The sequence below is a fragment of the Gordonia sp. p3-SID1431 genome, from assembly GCF_025143765.1.
Taxonomy (GTDB): domain Bacteria; phylum Actinomycetota; class Actinomycetes; order Mycobacteriales; family Mycobacteriaceae; genus Gordonia; species Gordonia hongkongensis.
In genome coordinates this window covers 15,795-31,629 of record NZ_JAMBDT010000002.1, presented here as the reverse complement: position 1 = coordinate 31,629, position 15,835 = coordinate 15,795, and the positions used below count along the sequence as shown (strand labels likewise).

The 15,835-nt window shown below is 68.0% G+C and carries 16 protein-coding genes; 8 read left to right on the top strand and 8 right to left on the bottom strand.

The window, feature by feature from the left end:
- Window positions 1-49 precede the first annotated feature (49 nt).
- From thpD to M4D77_RS01095, 4 genes are all read right to left on the bottom strand, one after another.
- Window positions 50-985 carry an ectoine hydroxylase gene (gene thpD, locus M4D77_RS01110; RefSeq protein ID WP_065632509.1) on the bottom strand — a complete coding sequence of 312 codons (936 nt, stop codon included), beginning with the start codon at window positions 983-985 and terminating at the stop codon, window positions 50-52.
- 235 nt (window positions 986-1,220) lie between these two features.
- Window positions 1,221-2,570 (bottom strand): hydroxysqualene dehydroxylase HpnE, encoded by a 1,350-nt coding sequence (gene hpnE, locus M4D77_RS01105; RefSeq protein WP_259935354.1) that lies wholly within the window; start codon window positions 2,568-2,570, stop codon window positions 1,221-1,223.
- 74 nt (window positions 2,571-2,644) lie between these two features.
- Window positions 2,645-3,832: an MFS transporter gene (locus tag M4D77_RS01100; RefSeq protein ID WP_065632507.1), complete on the bottom strand. Its 1,188-nt coding sequence runs from the start codon at window positions 3,830-3,832 to the stop codon at window positions 2,645-2,647.
- Complete coding sequence (locus M4D77_RS01095) at window positions 3,829-4,503, bottom strand: FadR/GntR family transcriptional regulator (protein WP_259935353.1); 675 nt, start codon at window positions 4,501-4,503, stop codon at window positions 3,829-3,831. Before M4D77_RS01095 ends, M4D77_RS01100 begins: the two co-directional genes overlap by 4 nt.
- A 90-nt stretch (window positions 4,504-4,593) precedes the next feature.
- Between M4D77_RS01095 and M4D77_RS01090 the strand changes: the two genes are divergently transcribed.
- Window positions 4,594-5,880, top strand: a complete 1,287-nt coding sequence (locus tag M4D77_RS01090) for a lipase family protein (protein WP_259935352.1) — start codon at window positions 4,594-4,596, stop codon at window positions 5,878-5,880.
- Window positions 5,881-5,888: 8 nt separating this feature from the next.
- On the opposite strand, the gene M4D77_RS01085 is transcribed toward M4D77_RS01090, so the two are convergent.
- Both M4D77_RS01085 and M4D77_RS01080 read right to left on the bottom strand, forming a co-directional pair.
- A complete protein-coding gene (locus tag M4D77_RS01085) occupies window positions 5,889-6,749 on the bottom strand; it encodes an SDR family oxidoreductase (RefSeq protein WP_259935351.1) in 861 nt (286 codons plus the stop codon).
- Between the two features lie 64 nt (window positions 6,750-6,813).
- The gene (locus tag M4D77_RS01080; RefSeq protein WP_058249732.1) at window positions 6,814-7,062 is read right to left on the bottom strand and encodes a hypothetical protein; all 249 of its coding nucleotides are present in this window, start codon (window positions 7,060-7,062) and stop codon (window positions 6,814-6,816) included.
- Window positions 7,063-7,290: 228 nt separating this feature from the next.
- Here M4D77_RS01080 and M4D77_RS01075 point away from each other — a divergent pair, with 228 nt between their 5' ends.
- The 5 genes from M4D77_RS01075 (at window position 7,291) to M4D77_RS01055 (ending at window position 12,265) form a co-directional block, all read left to right on the top strand.
- Window positions 7,291-7,959: a PAS and ANTAR domain-containing protein gene (locus M4D77_RS01075; RefSeq protein WP_058249731.1), complete on the top strand. Its 669-nt coding sequence runs from the start codon at window positions 7,291-7,293 to the stop codon at window positions 7,957-7,959.
- A 254-nt stretch (window positions 7,960-8,213) separates the two neighbouring features.
- A complete protein-coding gene (locus M4D77_RS01070) occupies window positions 8,214-9,332 on the top strand; it encodes a glycosyltransferase (protein ID WP_259935350.1) in 1,119 nt (372 codons plus the stop codon).
- Window positions 9,325-10,431 carry a glycosyltransferase family 4 protein gene (locus tag M4D77_RS01065; protein WP_137809463.1) on the top strand — a complete coding sequence of 369 codons (1,107 nt, stop codon included), beginning with the start codon at window positions 9,325-9,327 and terminating at the stop codon, window positions 10,429-10,431. Before M4D77_RS01070 ends, M4D77_RS01065 begins: the two co-directional genes overlap by 8 nt.
- Window positions 10,428-11,408, top strand: coding sequence for a hypothetical protein (locus M4D77_RS01060; protein ID WP_137809464.1), 981 nt, complete (start codon window positions 10,428-10,430; stop codon window positions 11,406-11,408). Before M4D77_RS01065 ends, M4D77_RS01060 begins: the two co-directional genes overlap by 4 nt.
- Window positions 11,405-12,265, top strand: a complete 861-nt coding sequence (locus M4D77_RS01055; protein ID WP_259935349.1) for a glycosyltransferase family 2 protein — start codon at window positions 11,405-11,407, stop codon at window positions 12,263-12,265. Before M4D77_RS01060 ends, M4D77_RS01055 begins: the two co-directional genes overlap by 4 nt.
- Here the strand turns inward: M4D77_RS01055 and M4D77_RS01050 are convergent.
- Complete coding sequence (locus tag M4D77_RS01050) at window positions 12,237-12,662, bottom strand: hypothetical protein (protein ID WP_058249946.1); 426 nt, start codon at window positions 12,660-12,662, stop codon at window positions 12,237-12,239. The genes M4D77_RS01055 and M4D77_RS01050 overlap by 29 nt on opposite strands.
- Window positions 12,663-12,985: 323 nt before the next feature.
- Between M4D77_RS01050 and M4D77_RS01045 the strand changes: the two genes are divergently transcribed.
- The gene (locus M4D77_RS01045; RefSeq protein WP_259935348.1) at window positions 12,986-13,435 is read left to right on the top strand and encodes a hypothetical protein; all 450 of its coding nucleotides are present in this window, start codon (window positions 12,986-12,988) and stop codon (window positions 13,433-13,435) included.
- Window positions 13,436-13,438: 3 nt separating this feature from the next.
- On the top strand, window positions 13,439-14,617 hold the full coding sequence (locus M4D77_RS01040; RefSeq protein WP_259935347.1) for a zinc-dependent alcohol dehydrogenase: 1,179 nt from the start codon (window positions 13,439-13,441) through the stop codon (window positions 14,615-14,617).
- Here the strand turns inward: M4D77_RS01040 and M4D77_RS01035 are convergent.
- Window positions 14,607-15,482 (bottom strand): RNA polymerase sigma factor SigF, encoded by an 876-nt coding sequence (locus M4D77_RS01035; RefSeq protein WP_259935346.1) that lies wholly within the window; start codon window positions 15,480-15,482, stop codon window positions 14,607-14,609. The genes M4D77_RS01040 and M4D77_RS01035 overlap by 11 nt on opposite strands.
- Between the last annotated feature and the right edge of the window lie 353 nt (window positions 15,483-15,835).

The following is a 15,835-nucleotide window of genomic DNA, read 5'->3' as shown; positions in this document are numbered from 1 at the left end:
AGGAGCAGGGCCGTGCCGCTCGCACCTCAGGGAGCAGGGGACGACGAACTCACCTGTGCGCCAGATGATCCGGGCGTGGCTCGGTCCCGCCGAACGGCGCCTGGAGGGCGTTCGATTTCGCGTTGAAGACGACGAACAGATTGCTGCGCGGGAAGGGCGTGATGTTCCCGCCGGACGCGTGCATGCAGTTCGAGTCGAAATACAGTGCGGACCCGGCGGGGCCGGTGATCGTGTCGATGCCCAGTTCGTCGGCGAGGCTCGCGACATCCTCCTCCTCCGGTGTCCCGAATGGCGGCCGATACGACGTCAGCGATTCCCGGTGGTAGTCATCAGGTGTCTCGCCCACGCAGCTGACGAACCGGCGGTGTGATCCCGGGATGATCATCAGCGGACCGTTGGTGGTGTGGTTCGGCGTCAAGGCCAGCGAGACGCTCAGCGCACGTGGGGCGGGCATGCCGTCCTCGGCGTGCCACGTCTCGAAGTCCGAGTGCCAGTAGAACGGACCGCCCGCGAACCCGGGTTTCAGGTTGATGCGGCTCTGGTGGATCGTGACGTCGTCGTCGAGGATCTGCCGGGCCACCCCGGCAATCGTTTCACGCGAACATATCTCGGCGATGACGTCACTGAGCTGATGCACCGCGAACAGCGATCGCACCTGCCCGCTCGATGATTCGCGGATCACCCGATCGTCGTCGCCGAGCCGCTCGGTGATGGACTCCACCTCGCGTAGGCAGTCGGCGATGTCGGCGTCCGAGAGAATGTTTGTCTCCGTGTGGTATCCGCGATCGGCATAGTGCCGGAGTTCGGGCGCGGACAGCGGGCCCGGGTTTCCCATGCTCCCCCACACGGTGTTGTGTGGGCGCGGTTCGATCTGGCTGCGCTGCGCGAGCCGGGTGCGGTAGACGTCGACGGGTGTGCTCGTCGACTGCGCGCCGGGCGAGACATCGGCGGCTTCTGGAGTTCTGGCTGCTGTGTGAGTTACCACGATCGCAACGATCCTTTCCCTCATCCGGCGGGCCGCTCGCGGAGCAGTTCTGCCCCGGCGGCAGGCAAGGTGATTGTGTTGTGCGCGACCGTCGCACGACGACGCGTCGCGAGGTACGGCGTCCGCGGCGCGGAGTTCTGCACGCCCTTCGGGAAACGGCCGTATATGTGCACCCTGCCAGGGACGACAAACCCCCGCAACCATGCTGGTATGCGCCGCGGAGAAAGTCCTCGACTCAACCGAGCCGGGCGAACTCCAGGATGATGTCGACGGCCCGCGCCGCGCTCTGACACGCGCCCTCCATCGTCGTGGTCCAGTCGGTGCGGGTCCAGTCACCGGCGAGGGCGAGGCCGTCGACCTCGGTGCGCTGGTCTGGGCGGAGGCCGGCGGTCCCGGGTCGTTGCGCGAAGGTCGATTTCGGCATCCGGACCACGTGGCTGTGGACCACCTGCGCGTTCGCCGCCTGCGGGAAGTAGCGGCGCAGCATGTCCATCTGGATCTCGGTGATCTCGGCGTTCGTCTTCGAGATCAGATCGTAGGACGCCGACACCGTCGTCGAGTAGAAGTAGTTGTCGCGTGGTTCGCGCCCGTGCATGCGCTGGCGGTCCCAGACCTGTTCGAGCACTCCCTCACCGCCGTAGAGGATCTCGCCCCAGTCGGTCATCCCGATCGAGCGGTCGAGATAGAGGTTCACACTGACGATGGGCACGGGGGTCAGGTTCTCGACGGCGCGATAGATCCGCTCGTGCCCGGGCACCTGGTCGAGCAGACCCTTCACGCTCCACACCGGTACCGCGCAGATGACGGCGTCGGCCGTGATCTTCTCGCCGTCGGCCAGCGTCACCCCGCTCACCGTCCCGTCGGTGACGTCGATCGACGAGACCACCGCACGGTGTCGGACCTCCACACCGGCGTCGGCGAAGCGCTTCTCGGCGCCGTCGATGAACAACGTGTCGAGATCGACGGTGGGATACCCGATCGAGATCGGCGTGCGCGTCTCCCGCGCCCGGCGGGCTCCCGTGACGAGCAGATCGGCCGGGACCTTGGCCGAGGAGATGTCGGGCTTGTCGCCGGTGAGGCCGATGACGATGCCGTCCCACAACGCATCCCGTGCCGACTGCGGCAGTCCGATGCGACGGAACCATTCGTCGGCGGTCACGTCGTCGAGCCAGTCGGGTTGCCGAAATGCCTGCCGTATCAACCTGATCTGCGCACGCGCCGTGCGCAACCGGTCGAGGCCGGTCACCCCGGGAAGGTCGCCGAGTGCGGCCCGCAGTCCGGGCAGGCCGGTGAACGCCGATCGGCGCGTCGACCCACCGGGCATCCGGACCGTCATGTGACCCGGGAAGGCCACGTGCTCCCGCGTACCGACGCTGTCCAGATAGCGCATGAGGTGCTCGTACCCGCTGGCGAAGACGTGCTGCCCGTTGTCGGGCACGTCGTCGACGGCGTGCAGCGGCATCGAGATGGTGCGCCCACCGAGCGAACCCCGACGTTCGAGCAGGGTGACGCGTTGCCCCGCCTCCGACAGCCAGACCGCCGACGCCAGTCCGGCCAGTCCCCCACCCACGACCACACAATGCATGGCGACAGATTAGCGGTCAGGGCTGACCGATACCGACTGTGCGACGAATCGTCCGGGTCCCGGCGCAGACCTCGTCAACCGGTCATCTTGACGTCCTTGGCGGCGCCGAGGACGGAGAGGGCCTGGGGCACCAGCACGAGACCGAGCACCGCCATGGCCAGGGTCCACGAGCCGGTGACGTCATGGATGGCGCCGATGATGATCGGGCCGGCCGCCGCCGCCAGGTAGCCGACGCACTGCGCCATCCCGGACACCTGGCCCGTCTGTTCGGATCCCGAGCTGCGCAGCACCATGAAGAGAAGGGCCAGACTGATCGACGAACCGGGCCCGACCATCACACAGGCCGCCCAGAATCCCGGCCAGACATCAGTACTCAGCAGACCCACGAAGCCGACGGCGCAGACCGCGATCACCGACAGGGTCACCACCCGCTGACCGGCGAAGCGGCCGGCGACGATCGGCGCGACCAGCGACATGATCAGGGCGACCACCTGCGCCGACGCCAGGACCGCACCCGCCCGCAACGGCGACATGCCGTCGTCGACGAGGTACTGCGGCAGCCAGGCCACGAACGTGTAGAAGATCAGCGACTGCGTTCCCATGAAGACCGTGATCGCCCACGCGATCGGGTTCGTCAGCAACGACGATGTCGGCGCCGCCGAGGTCACCCGGTGAACCAGGGGCAGCTGCGGAATCCAGACGACCACGGCGACCACCGCGAGCAGCGACCACGCGGCCAACGCCAGCCGCCAGTCCCCGCCGAGTGCGTCGTTGATGGGCACGCTCACCCCGGACGCGACCGCCGCCCCGCCGGAGAGAGTCATCGAATAGAGGCCGGTCATGAGCCCGGAGCGGTGCGCGAAGTCGCGTTTGATCAGCGCCGGGAGTACGACGTTGCAGGTGCCGATGGCGGCGCCGATGACCGCCGAACCCCCGAACAGGGCGGCCGGCGACGGGATGAGCCGGACGAGGATGCCGACGATCAAGACGAGCAGGGCCCCGAAGATGACCCGTTCGATGCCGAACCGGTTGGCCAGACGGGGAGCCACCGGCGCCGAGATCCCGAAGAACAGCACCGGCAGCGCGGTCAGCAGACCGGCGACGGCGCTGCTGAAGCCGGCGTCGTCGGAGATCACGCCGATGAGCGGTCCGACGGACACCACGGCCGGTCGCAGGTTCGCGGCGACCAGCATCACTCCGACCGCGGTGACGATGACCCCGACGCCGGACTTCTCGCGCGTGGACAGCGCCTGCGCACTCATCCCGACACCTCGGTGAAGTCGACGTAGGCATACACCGCCGCGCGCGCCGCGTCGGCGTCGCCGCGCTCGATCGCGTCGACGACGTCCCGATGACCGCGCGGGTGCGACTGCTCGGCCAGCGGACGTCGCAAGACCGACGGATGAGTCCGGGCGATCGCCTCGGCGATTCCGTCGTACATCGCGATGAGCAGCGCGTTGCGGGACGCGACGACGAGCTCGGCGTGGAATGCGATGTCCGCCTCGGTGTATCGATCCAGATCACCGTCGGCCATAGCGTCCTCGGTGCACGCCAGCAACAGGCGGAGACGTTCGACGTCGGCGGCGTCGCCCCGGGCGGCCGCACCGGCCGAGGCCTCGCTCTCCAGTGCACGTCGCACTTCGAGCAGATCGCGGAGCTCCGACGGCGCGGAGGTCCGCGCGATCGCACCGGCGAGTGGGCTCCGGCCGCGCACATACGTGCCGTCGCCCCGTCGGGGCTCGAGCATGCCGGCGTGTTCCAGGGCGCGCGCGGCCTCCCGGATCGTGTTGCGCCCGACGCCGAACTGCGCCACGAGCTCGGGCTCAGTAGGAATCCGCTCGCCCAGGGGCCAGGTACCGGCTGCGATCAACTCCTGCATGCGCTGCACTACGAGTTCGCTCGTTCGCTGGGGCGGGTTGATGGGTCCGGACATGCCAAACAACCTAACATCCCATGTTTGAGCGACCCGACCGGCAGCATGCCTTTCCCGGACGGGACGGCCCGTTCGGTGCTTAGATGAGCCATGTCGTTCGGGGTGCGCACGAGTTTGCTGCGCGTGGGTGTCATCGGTGTGGTCGTCGGCGTGCTGCTCGGCGTGTTCGCGGGCACGCCCCCCGCCCAGGCCGCACCCGGGCCGGGCTCGCCACTGCCGTCGGCCGACCCGTTCTACCGTTACAACGCCTCACTGTCGGGCGTGGCACCCGGAGCGGTGCTCCGCAGCCGCCCCATGCGGTTCCAGACGCCCACGATGTCCACCCCGATCACCGGCTCCCAGGTGCTCTATCGCACCACCGACCAGTTCGGCGAGAGCGTGGTGACGGTCGCGACGGTCCTCCGACCCCTGACCCCGGGGCCGACGCGCCTGGTCTCGTACCACATGGCCTACGACGCGCTCGGGTCTCAGTGCGATCCGTCGTACACGCTCAGCGGCGGCTACACCAACGGCACCGCAACCGCCGAACAAGGCGTCATCGCAGGCTATCTCGCCGCTGGGTACACCGTCGTGGTCCCCGACTACGAGGGCGAGAAGCTGCAGTGGACCATCGGCCGGCAGTCGGGCTACGCCGCACTCGACGGCGTCCGCGCCGCACAGTCGTTCCTGCGGCTGCCGCGGTCGACCCCGGTCGGCCTCGTCGGATATTCCGGCGGGTCCATCCCCACGCAGTTCGGCGCCGAGGTCGCGCCGCGCTACGCGCCCGAACTGAACATCGTCGGCGCCGCCGCGGGCGGGCTGCCGGTGGATCTCGCGCACAACCTGCCCTACATCAACGGCAGTGCGAAGTGGGCGGGTGTCATCCCGGCGCTCGTGGTCGCCTACCAGCGGACCTACCGGCTCGACACCTCGACGTTCCTCTCGGCCCGCGGCCGGCAGGTCGCCCAGGACGTCAGCGACGAGTGCATCTCGGAGTTCGCGTCGAAGTATCCGGGACTCACCAGCGCCGACATGGTCAAGCCGCCGTACACCGGCCTGCTCGACGTCCCGCAGGTGGTGCGGGCGATCAACGACAACATCATGGGACGGTCGGGCACCCCGGCGACGAAGATGCTTCTCGCGGTGGGTCACTACAACGCGACCGGGGACACCCTGATGATCACCGGTGACGTGATCGGCCTCGCGAACGAGTACTGCTCACGCGGCGTGGACATCACCTACCGGCAGCTCAACGGCCTGACCCATCAGGAGGCGTTCCTCCCGTTCGAACCGTTGGCGCTGCAGTACCTCACCGAGCGTTTCGCGGGCGCCCCGACACAGAGCAATTGCGGTTCGCTGCCGCGCGGGAACAGCCTGGCGCCGCTGCCGGTGCCCTGACCGGCGGCCTACCCCGGCAGCGTCTCGCCGCCGATCGGGGCCAGCACCTCGCCGGTGTAGTAGGACGAGAGCTGCTCGGCCGCGAAGAACACGTACGAAGGTGCAATCTCGTCCGGCTGGGCCGCCCGTCCCATCGGCGCCTGGGTGCCGAAGTCCTTGACCGCCTCGGCCGGCATCGTCGCCGGGATCAGCGGCGTCCAGACCGGGCCCGGCGCCACGCAGTTCACGCGGATCTTCCGTTCCATCAGCGCCTGCGCCAGCGAGTAGGTCAGGGCCAGCACCGCGCCCTTGGTCGCCGAATAGTCGATGAGGCTGTCGTTGCCACGCAGACCGTTGATCGACGACGTGTTGATGATGGCGCCGCCGCCGGTCAGATGCGGCACCGCCGCTCGCGTGGTGTGGAAGAAGCTGTCGATGTTGACGTCGAAGGTGCGCCGCCACTGCTCCGGCGTCAGCTCCAGGAAGTCGTCCACGATCTCCTGATAGGCGACGTTGTTCACCAGGATGTCCAATGCGCCGAGCTCGTCGACGGTCCGCTTCACGATGTCGGCGCAGTGTGCCGGGTCGGCGAGGTCGCCGCGGTACGCGCGGGCCTGCCGTCCTTCGGCCTCGATGAGCTCGACCGTGTGGCGGGCGTCGTTGTCCTCCTCCAGGTAGGCGATGGCGACATCGGCGCCCTCCTTGGCGAAGGCGACCGCGACCGCGCGACCGATACCCGAGTCGCCGCCCGTGATGAGGGCGGTCTTGCCGGCCAGCAGATCGCGGCCGCGATAGTCGCGCATCTCGTCCCGGGGGCGTTCGCCCATCTCATCGGTCTCACCGGGGTAGGAGATCGTCTTCGGTTCGTGCTCGGGGTTCTGGTCGCTCATGATCGAGATGGTGCCCGCTGAGAAGCGTGCGGAAACATCGGCGCAGACTGAGGAGCGGACGTCGTCAGGGGTTCGGGTCGGGGATCTCCTGGTCGAGTTTCTCGTCGAGGGACTCGCCTTCCCGCTGTTCCCGGGCGGTCGTGCCGGTCCGATCACTGGCCGACCAGTCCTCGGGCGGGTCCATCCCCTCCTCGAGCGGGTCCTGACCGAGCCGGTCCTCGTCGAGATCCTCGAAACCGGCTGTCGACGTCAGATCGGGGTTGATGCCCTCGGATGCCGCTGTCGCACTGTCGCCCACGTTGTCGGTACTCATTCTCGTCCTCCTGGCCGTAGCCGAAATCGGTGTCGGTCGGGCCGGGTCTCGCCGTCGGCCCTGCGAGTACGGCGGATACCCGCGAGACACGGCACCGAAACGATCTCCGCGAGTCCTGCCCCGGGACACGCACCGGGTCGATTCCCGCCAAATGCGTCAGCCAGGTAAGCTCATCTTTCGCCCGAGACCGCTGGCATTCCTGTTGATTTGTGGTTTGTAGGGGTGAGGGTGACAGACGCCAACGATCACACCGCCGGCGAGTCCCGTATCAGTCACGTCGGCAGCTTCCGGTTCTTGTTCGACACCCAGGAATGGGAGTGGTCCGACGAGGTCGCCGAGATGCATGGTTACCGGCCCGGTGAGGTCACTCCGACGACCGAGCTGATCGCGGGGCACAAGCACCCGGACGACCGGCAGTCGTTCGAAGAGCTGCTCGCGACGATGCTCGACCGCCGGATCCCGTTCTCGAGCCGTCATCGCATCGTCGACACCAAAGGTGAGGTCCGCCACGTCGCGGTGGTGTCGCAGCAACTCACCGACGAATCCGGCGCCGTGATCGGCGCCGAGGGGTTCTATCTCGATCTGACGGCAATCGAGGAGAAGGCCGTCAAGGACCGCGTCGACGAGCACGTCGCGCGATTCCGCGAGCACCAGGGCGTCATCGAGCAGGCCAAGGGCATGATCTCGCTGGCCTACGGCGTGAGCGCCGATCGCGCGTTCGAGGTCATGCGCTGGCGTTCGCAGACGGCCAACGTCAAGGTGAACGAGCTCGCGCGGTCGATCGTCACCGGCGTCCACCGATACGTGGTGCTACCGGACCCGGTCCGGCAGTCGTTCGACCATCTGCTGCTCAACGCACACCGCTCCGACAACGAGAACGCCTCGTCCTCGAAGTAGCACCGACGCACCACCGTTCATCGCTTTCACGGGCGGTTTCACCGCCGACATTCCGGGGTATCCGCACCGGCGCGAGATAGGTGCCGGAAACCGGCAGTCATCTGCGGCTCGCCGAAGCCGCGATCGTGCAGGCCCGGTTGAGTACACAGCCGTCGCGACCCTAGTGAACGGATGTGGCAGTGAGCAGTGCGCAGCCAGGCGGAACAGCAACCCTCGAGACAACGGGGTCGAACACGACACGAGGTCTGTCGACGATGTCGGCAGGCCTCGGTTCACGGAGGGGCGGTGCGACCCGCGTGCGCGTCGCGTCGGTGCCGCACTCCCATGTATACGTCCGCCACCTGTCGCCGCTGAACGGGACGGTCAGCGGGCTCGACTCCGGCCCGGTCTCGGTCGTCCGCCTGCCCGACCCGGTTCCGGCCGACGGCGCCAAGGTGCCGGGCGGCTGGTGGCCCCCGCTGATGCTCGACCCCGCGTGGATCGCCCGCAACCACAACGAGTTCGACGTCTTCCACCTCCACTTCGGGTTCGACGCCGTCGAGCCGGCGGTGATGTCGAAGGTGATCGACGAGCTGCGCACCCACGGCAAACCACTCGTGTACACGCTCCACGATCTGCGCAATCCGCATCACCCCGAACCGGGACGTCACGAGGAGGTCCTGGACATCCTCGTACCGGCGGCGGATGAGGTCATCACCCTGACCCCCGGCGTCTCCCGGGAGATCGCGCGCCGCTGGCAGCGCGAGGCGACCGTGCTGCCTCACCCGCATGTCGTGCCGCCCGGCCGATTCGGTCCGCGCGCGCCGCACGCCGACGACTTCGTGGTGGGGGTGCACGCCAAAAGCATTCGCGCCAACATGGATCCGCTGCCGGTGATCATGACCCTGCTCGAGGCGGCCGCGGACTACCCGGACATGACGGTTCAGATCAACCTGCACGACGAGGTGTTCGTCCCCGGAAAGCACGCGTACAACCCGGACTTCGGCACCACTGCGCTGGCACTCTCCCGGCACCCCTATGCCCGCGTGCTCGTGCATGAGTACTTCACCGATGATCAGTTGTGGGACTATCTGCGGAGCGTGTCCGTGTCGGTACTGCCGTACCGATTCGGAACCCACTCCGGGTGGCTCGAGGCCTGCCACGATCTCGGTACCACCGTGATCGCGCCGAGCTGCGGCTTCTACCGCGAGCAGCAGGACTGCCTGTCCTTCGGGTTCACCGAGGACACCTTCGATCCGGACTCACTCGTTTCTGCCCTCGCACAGGCCTATTCGGCTCGTCCCGCGGCTGCCTCATGGCCCGACCGGCGCGCGCAGCGCGAGTCGCTCGCCGAACAGCACGCCGCCCTCTACACCAGGGCTCTGGATGCGTGACACGTTGAGGATCGCCATCGTCGCATCGAGCCGCTACCCGATCGCCCAGCCGTTCGCGGGCGGACTCGAGGCCCACGTCTGGCATCTCACTCGCGCCCTCACCCTCGCCGGTCACGAGGTCACACTGTTCGCGGGCGCGGGCAGCGATCTCCCGGTCGACTCGGATCGCCTGCGCGGCGAATTGTTCGAGCCCTCCGCGGCCGCACGCTCGGATGTGTCGATGCCCCAACTCGAAGCACTGCAGGATCATCACGCGTACCTGTCGCTCATGCTGTCGTTCACGAACAACCCCGGCGACTACGACGTGATCCACAATCACAGCCTGCACTACCTCCCGGTCGCCATGGGTCCGGCCGTCGAGACCCCGATGGTCACCACGCTCCACACCCCGCCGACGCCGTGGCTCGAGTCGGCCCTGACCCTTGCGCCCGGTACGCGTTGTGTCGCCGTCAGTCGGCACACGGCACAGTCCTGGTCGCATGTGCTCGGCGAGATCCCGGTGGTGCACAACGGGGTTCAGTTGGACCGCTGGCCCGCCGGCCCCGGCGGAGACGACCTGGTGTGGTTCGGCCGGTTCGTACCGGAGAAGGGCGCCCACCTCGCGATCGAGGCTGCCCAGCGCGCCGGCCGTCGGCTCCGGTTGGCCGGACCCATCAGCGACACAAGGTATTTCGAGCAACAGATCGCCCCGTCGCTGGGCGGTCTCGTCCACTACGAGGGACACCTCCACCAGCACGACCTGGCGCGATTGGTCGGCTCCTCCGGCGTGACACTGGTGACCCCGGTGTGGGACGAGCCATACGGCCTCGTGGTGGCCGAATCCCTCGCCTGCGGCACCCCGGTGGCGTGCTTCGCCCGTGGCGGCATTCCCGAGATAGTCGGCGAGCACGCCGGCGTCCTCGTGCCGCCGGGCGACATCGACGCGCTGGCCCTCGCGGTGGACGATGCGCTCACCCTCGACCGGGGCCTTGTGCGTCGGCGCGCGGAGGACCACTGCACGGACATCGCGATGATCGATCGGTACCTCGACATCTACGCCGATCTGGTCGCCGGGCGGCCGTTGGCCGACTCCTCGCTCCCCCGGGAGGTCGGGGTGTGATCGGTTACTACGTGCACCATCAGGGCCGCGGACACTGTTCCCGGGCCACCGCCGTCGCCGGCCACATCGGCACCGACGTCGTCGCGCTGACCAGCGCGTCGCTGACCGCCCCGGTGTTCAGCGAGGTGATCACCCTCGAGCGCGACGACTCCGACCCGCAGCCGCGGGACGTCGACGCCGGCGGCCTGCTGCACTGGGCCCCACGGCACGACGGCGGACTACGCACACGCATGGCGCAGCTGGCCGAGTTCGTCGAGACGCGCCGACCGGCCGCCGTCGTCGTCGACGTATCGGTGGAGGTCACCCTCTTCCTCCGGCTGATGGGCGTGCCGGTGATCGTGACGGCGCAGCCCGGCGTTCGCGACGATCTGCCGCATCAGCTCGCCTACCGGGCGGCCGATGCGATCATCGCGCCCTGGCCCGCCGAGCTGTATCAACCGGACTGGCTCCGGGAGCATCTGCCGAAAACAGTCTTCACCGGCGGTATCTCGCGGTTCGACGGACGACTCCCCGTGTCCCACCCCACCTTCGCCGCCGACATCCTCGTCGTCACCGGCGCGGGCGGGGTACCGGGTGCCCCGCATCCGGCGACCACACTCGGCGAGGAGCTCCCGGAGCACACCGTCGTCGGGCTCGGACCCGCCTTCGGCACCTGGGTCGACGACCCGTGGCCCTTCCTGTGCAGTGCGCGGGTGACCGTCATCGGCGCGGGTCAGGGAAGCGTGGCCGACGCCGCCGCGGCCGGGCGCCCGGCGGTGGTCATCCCCGAGGACCGACCCTTCGCCGAACAACGGGCAACCGGCACCACCCTCGCACGCTCCGAACTCGCTCTCGTCACGTCGTCATGGCCGTCCACCGAACGCTGGCGCTCGATCCTCGACACCGCCGGGAGTTCGTCGCCGGAGTGGTCGCGGTGGCACACCGCCGGCGCCGCCGAACGTGCGGCGCGGGCGATCGAGGCGGTCGCGCACCGATGACCGGCGTCCCCGAGGTGGTCGCCGTCATCACGACCGTGTCGGGGCGGCACCGCCACCTTCGACGACAACTAGAGGCGTTCGCCCATTCGACCCGGCGGCCCGACCTGCACTTCGTGGTGGCCATGGACGACCCCGACATCACATCCGTCACCGACGGTCACCCGGTGGATGTCATCCGGTTCGCCAACGACGACCCGGACACCCTGCAACTCGCCGATGCCCGGAACGCCGGCGCCACGGCCGCCATGACCGCGGGGGCCTCGCTCTTGGTATTCCTCGACGTCGACTGCATCCCCGGCCCGGACATGCTCGAGCGCTACCTCCGCTCATGCACGGCGACACCGGACCTGAAAGTCCTCTACTGCGGCCCGGTCACCTACCTCCCCTGCGACCAGCCGACCTTCGATGCGCGCGAGCTCGCCCGGTTCACCGATCCGCACCCGGCGCGTCCGTCACCGGGACCCGGGCAGACACAGCTGTCGTCGGAGCTGATGTTGTTCTGGTCGCTGTCGTTCGCCGTCCGGGCGACCGATTGGCTCGCCCTGGGCGGCTTCCACCCCGGCTACCGCGGTTACGGCGGCGAGGACACGGACTTCGCGATGTCAGCACGCGACAACGGGTTTCGGATCGCCTGGGTTGGCGGCGCACACGCCTACCACCAGCACCATCCGGTTTCGAACCCGCCGGTCGAACACCTCGCGGACATCCTCCGCAACGCACGGGTGTTCCACCGGCGATGGGGCACCTGGCCCATGGAGGGGTGGCTGCGCGCGTTCGCCGACCGCGGCCTGGTCTCCTACGACGCCGCAGGCGACGAGTGGCTCCGTGTCAGCGACGGAACTTCGAGAACCCGATGACGACGCCGCGGGAGGCGGCACCCGGGAGCGGTTCGTCGTAGGAGATCGTGTGGGTGTCGGTGACGGTCTGCACGATCCGCCATCCGAAAGTCGACTGCTTCAGGGTCACGTCCGGGACGAGCTCGCCTCGGATCTCACCGATCACGCCCTGCGACGACATGTGCAGGGTCAGTTCGATGGACGACTCCTCCGCGGCGGCGGAGATGATCTGTGAGCAGATCTCGTCCACCGCCACCTTGGCGTCGATGACGTCGTCGAGCGCCCAGTCGTCGATGTACAGCGCGGTCTCGACCAGAGCGCGCACCAGCGCGAGACGATCGGTGGCGGCCGGAACCCGCAGAACCGTCGGCGTACCGCCGTCGATCGATAGCTGGGACGTCGCGTCGGAATCGGTCATCAAATGAGTCTTCTTCGCCCGTTGATTGGTGGTGCCGATCTCGGCTGGTCTGGTCATGAGTGCCCCGTGATTCCGTGTTCCAAACCGCGGCCGGAGGACCTTGCCGCGCTGAACGTCCCCCCGAACACGTGTCGACACGTTAGCAGAGCGTTTACCCAGATCATGACTCGATGAGATTCGCGTCTCCATCCGTCCCATGAACGACCGCGGTCGCGGCGAGGCGACGTTTCATCGTCGGCCGCTCGCGGTAAACCCTCCGCACCGAGGCCGGTGTCGAGCACGCCGGCCACCGAGCCCCGACCAGACAGCGCAGGGAGTGCACCATGCCAGATCTGACACCCGAACGAGAAGTCGCGTCGCGTGAGGCCATCGCCCGGCGCCCGGCACGAAAGTCGCGAGGTCTGAAGGCCGTCGGCCTACTCGGCTTCGTCTGCCTCGGACTAATGCTGGTGCTCGCCGGCATCGCCATCGCCGCCGGTGCGAGCGACCGCGATGGGACGGTGTGGCTGGCGGTCGGCGCCGTCGTCATGGGTCTGCTCGCGGTCGGACTGCTGATCGGCAGCCGTGTCCTGCTGCGACGTCGCGCAGCCCGCGACGGCGATCGGGCCCATCAGGACCCGATCCAGCCCGAGACCACCGCCGAGGAAGCCGAACGCTATGAGGAGCGGTTCCACGACTTCCCGGTGGAACACGCCGGAAAGAGTGAACGAGGACGAGACGACCGCCTCGAGGAGATTCGCGAAGAGCGTCGAGCCGACAACGGAAAGGCCTAGAGAATGCGTGCAGTCACCTGGCAGGGCAAGCGGAACGTGTCGGTCGAGACCGTGCCCGAACCCAAGATCATCGAGCCCACCGACGCCATCATCAAGGTCACCTCGACCAACATCTGCGGGTCGGACCTCCACCTCTACGAGGTTCTCGGCCCGTTCATGCAGGCCGGTGACATCCTCGGGCACGAGCCGATGGGGATCGTCGAGGAGGTGGGCAGCGACACCGGGGACCTGCGGGTCGGCGACCGGGTGGTCATCCCCTTCCAGATCGCCTGCGGCACATGCCTTTTCTGCCACGACGGACTCATGACCCAGTGTGCGACGACCCGCGTCACCGAACAGGGGACGGGCGCCGCACTGTTCGGCTACTCCCAGCTCTACGGCTCCGTCCCCGGCGGGCAGGCCGAGTACCTGCGCGTGCCGCAGGCCCAGTTCACCCACATCAAGGTGCCGCTGGAGAAGCCCGACTCGCGGTACGTCTATCTCTCCGATGTGTTGCCGACGGCTTGGCAGGCCGTCGCCTACGCCGAGATCCCCCAGGGCGGAACCGTCACGGTGCTGGGCCTCGGCCCCATCGGCGACATGGCTGCCCGCATCGCCGCGCACCAGGGGGCGCGGGTCATCGGCGTCGACCGCGTGCCCGAGCGACTCGCCCGGGCCGAGGCCCGCGGCATGGAGACCGTGAACTTCGACGCCGTCGACAACGTCGGCGACGCCATCCGCGACCTGACCGGAGGACTGGGTACCGATTCGGTCATCGACGCTGTCGGCATGGAGGCCCATGGGTCGCCGATCAACAAGGCGCTGCAGAGCGTCGTCGGCCTGCTACCGGACGCCGTCGCCCGCAAGGCGATGTCGGAGGTGGGTACCGATCGGCTGGGCGCGCTCTACTCGGCGATCGACATCGTCAAACGCGGCGGCACGATCTCACTCTCCGGGGTGTACGGCGGCGCGGCCGACCCGCTGCCGATGCTGACCATGTTCGACAAGCAGATCCGGCTGCACATGGGTCAGGCGAACGTGAAGCGCTGGGTCGACGACATCATGCCGCTGCTGACCGACGACGACCCGTTGGGCGTCGACACCTTCGCGACTCACGAGCTACCGCTCAGCGAGGCCCCGCAGGCCTACGAGACGTTCCAGAAGAAGGACGACGGGATGGTCAAGGTGATCCTCAAGCCGTGAACCCGCGTGGCGTGCCGCGGCCCTTCGTCGCGGCACGCTCGCCGTCGGCCTGCGATCCACCGCCGGTGCTCTCGTGCCCGTCGTCGTCCTCGTCGACGACGACCTCAGAACGCAGGGTCTCGAGGATCCGTGTCAGCAAGCGCGACACGTGCATCTGCGAGATACCCACCTGACGCGCGATCTCGCTCTGCGACATGGATTTGAAGAACCGCAACGTGAGGATGGTGCGCTCGCGTTCGGTCAGCCGCTCCAGTGCCGGCTGCAGCGTGACGAATTCTTCGACGAGTTCCAGTCGCGCGTCCTCGTCGCCGAGGGTGTCGGCCAGCGTCCAGCCGTCGGTCGAAGACCCGGCTTCGGCATCGATCGAGCTCGCCGTGTAGGCCGACCGGGCGACCATGCCCTCGATCACCTCGCTGACGGGCAGCCCGAGGTGCTGGGCGATCTCACTCGGGCGCGGCGACCGTCCGAGGGACTGCAGCAGTTCCTCGCTGGCTTTGGCGATGTTGAGCGACGCCTCCTGGGCCCGGCGTGGCACGCGGATGGACCAGGTGCTGTCGCGGAAGTAACGCTTGACCTCGCCCATGACGGTCGGGACCGCGAAGGCCAGGAAGTTGTTGCCGCGTTCGACATCGAAACGGTCGACGGCGTGCATGAGGCCGATCCTCGCCACCTGACGCAGATCGTCGATGGGTTCGCCGCGTTCCGAGAAGCGCCTGGCAACATGGTCTGCCAGGGGCAGGCACCTCGCGATGACGTCCTCCCGCAGCCGGGCACGACGATCGTCGTCCTTCTCCTCGTGCATGGTCCGAAGAGCCGGAAGGACATCACTGTAATCGTCGTGATCGCCCCGGTCACCCGACGCCATTCTCACCACCAGACTTCGAAGACAGCTCGAGATCGATGCGCAGACCTCGTGCCGCATCCAGAACAGGACTGATGTGCGCACGGGTTCGACGCATATCCGCCTCCAGCCAACCACGGTCGCCCGACGACGTCCAGCCACACCGGTCGTCGGCTGGTCAGGGCGTTGCGTGGCAGGAACAGACCGCATAGAAGCTGCCGAACTGGGCACAACCTTGTAGGTCACTCTTCTGCAACGTAGGGTAAGAGATGCGGTTCAGGTAGAAGCTGCGTTCTAGAGCGTTGGGCGCCCAGGGCCTTCTCGCTTTCCACCATCACGCTCAATCCCTCTGACCGGGTGATCGTGAACTTGGGGTA

Bases quoted from the DNA above. Each gene is read 5' to 3' on its own strand.
- hpnE (WP_259935354.1), bottom strand. From the start codon at position 2,570: ATGCATTGTGTGGTCGTGGGTGGGGGACTGGCCGGACTGGCGTCGGCG.
- M4D77_RS01090 (WP_259935352.1), top strand. From the start codon at position 4,594: ATGTCGTTCGGGGTGCGCACGAGTTTGCTGCGCGTGGGTGTCATCGGT.
- M4D77_RS01055 (WP_259935349.1), top strand. From the start codon at position 11,405: ATGACCGGCGTCCCCGAGGTGGTCGCCGTCATCACGACCGTGTCGGGG.
- M4D77_RS01070 (WP_259935350.1), top strand. From the start codon at position 8,214: ATGTCGGCAGGCCTCGGTTCACGGAGGGGCGGTGCGACCCGCGTGCGC.
- M4D77_RS01085 (WP_259935351.1), bottom strand. From the start codon at position 6,749: ATGAGCGACCAGAACCCCGAGCACGAACCGAAGACGATCTCCTACCCC.
- M4D77_RS01050 (WP_058249946.1), bottom strand. From the start codon at position 12,662: ATGACCGATTCCGACGCGACGTCCCAGCTATCGATCGACGGCGGTACG.
- M4D77_RS01100 (WP_065632507.1), bottom strand. From the start codon at position 3,832: ATGAGTGCGCAGGCGCTGTCCACGCGCGAGAAGTCCGGCGTCGGGGTC.
- M4D77_RS01045 (WP_259935348.1), top strand. From the start codon at position 12,986: ATGCCAGATCTGACACCCGAACGAGAAGTCGCGTCGCGTGAGGCCATC.
- M4D77_RS01065 (WP_137809463.1), top strand. From the start codon at position 9,325: ATGCGTGACACGTTGAGGATCGCCATCGTCGCATCGAGCCGCTACCCG.
- M4D77_RS01095 (WP_259935353.1), bottom strand. From the start codon at position 4,503: ATGTCCGGACCCATCAACCCGCCCCAGCGAACGAGCGAACTCGTAGTG.
- M4D77_RS01040 (WP_259935347.1), top strand. From the start codon at position 13,439: ATGCGTGCAGTCACCTGGCAGGGCAAGCGGAACGTGTCGGTCGAGACC.
- M4D77_RS01080 (WP_058249732.1), bottom strand. From the start codon at position 7,062: ATGAGTACCGACAACGTGGGCGACAGTGCGACAGCGGCATCCGAGGGC.
- M4D77_RS01035 (WP_259935346.1), bottom strand. From the start codon at position 15,482: ATGGCGTCGGGTGACCGGGGCGATCACGACGATTACAGTGATGTCCTT.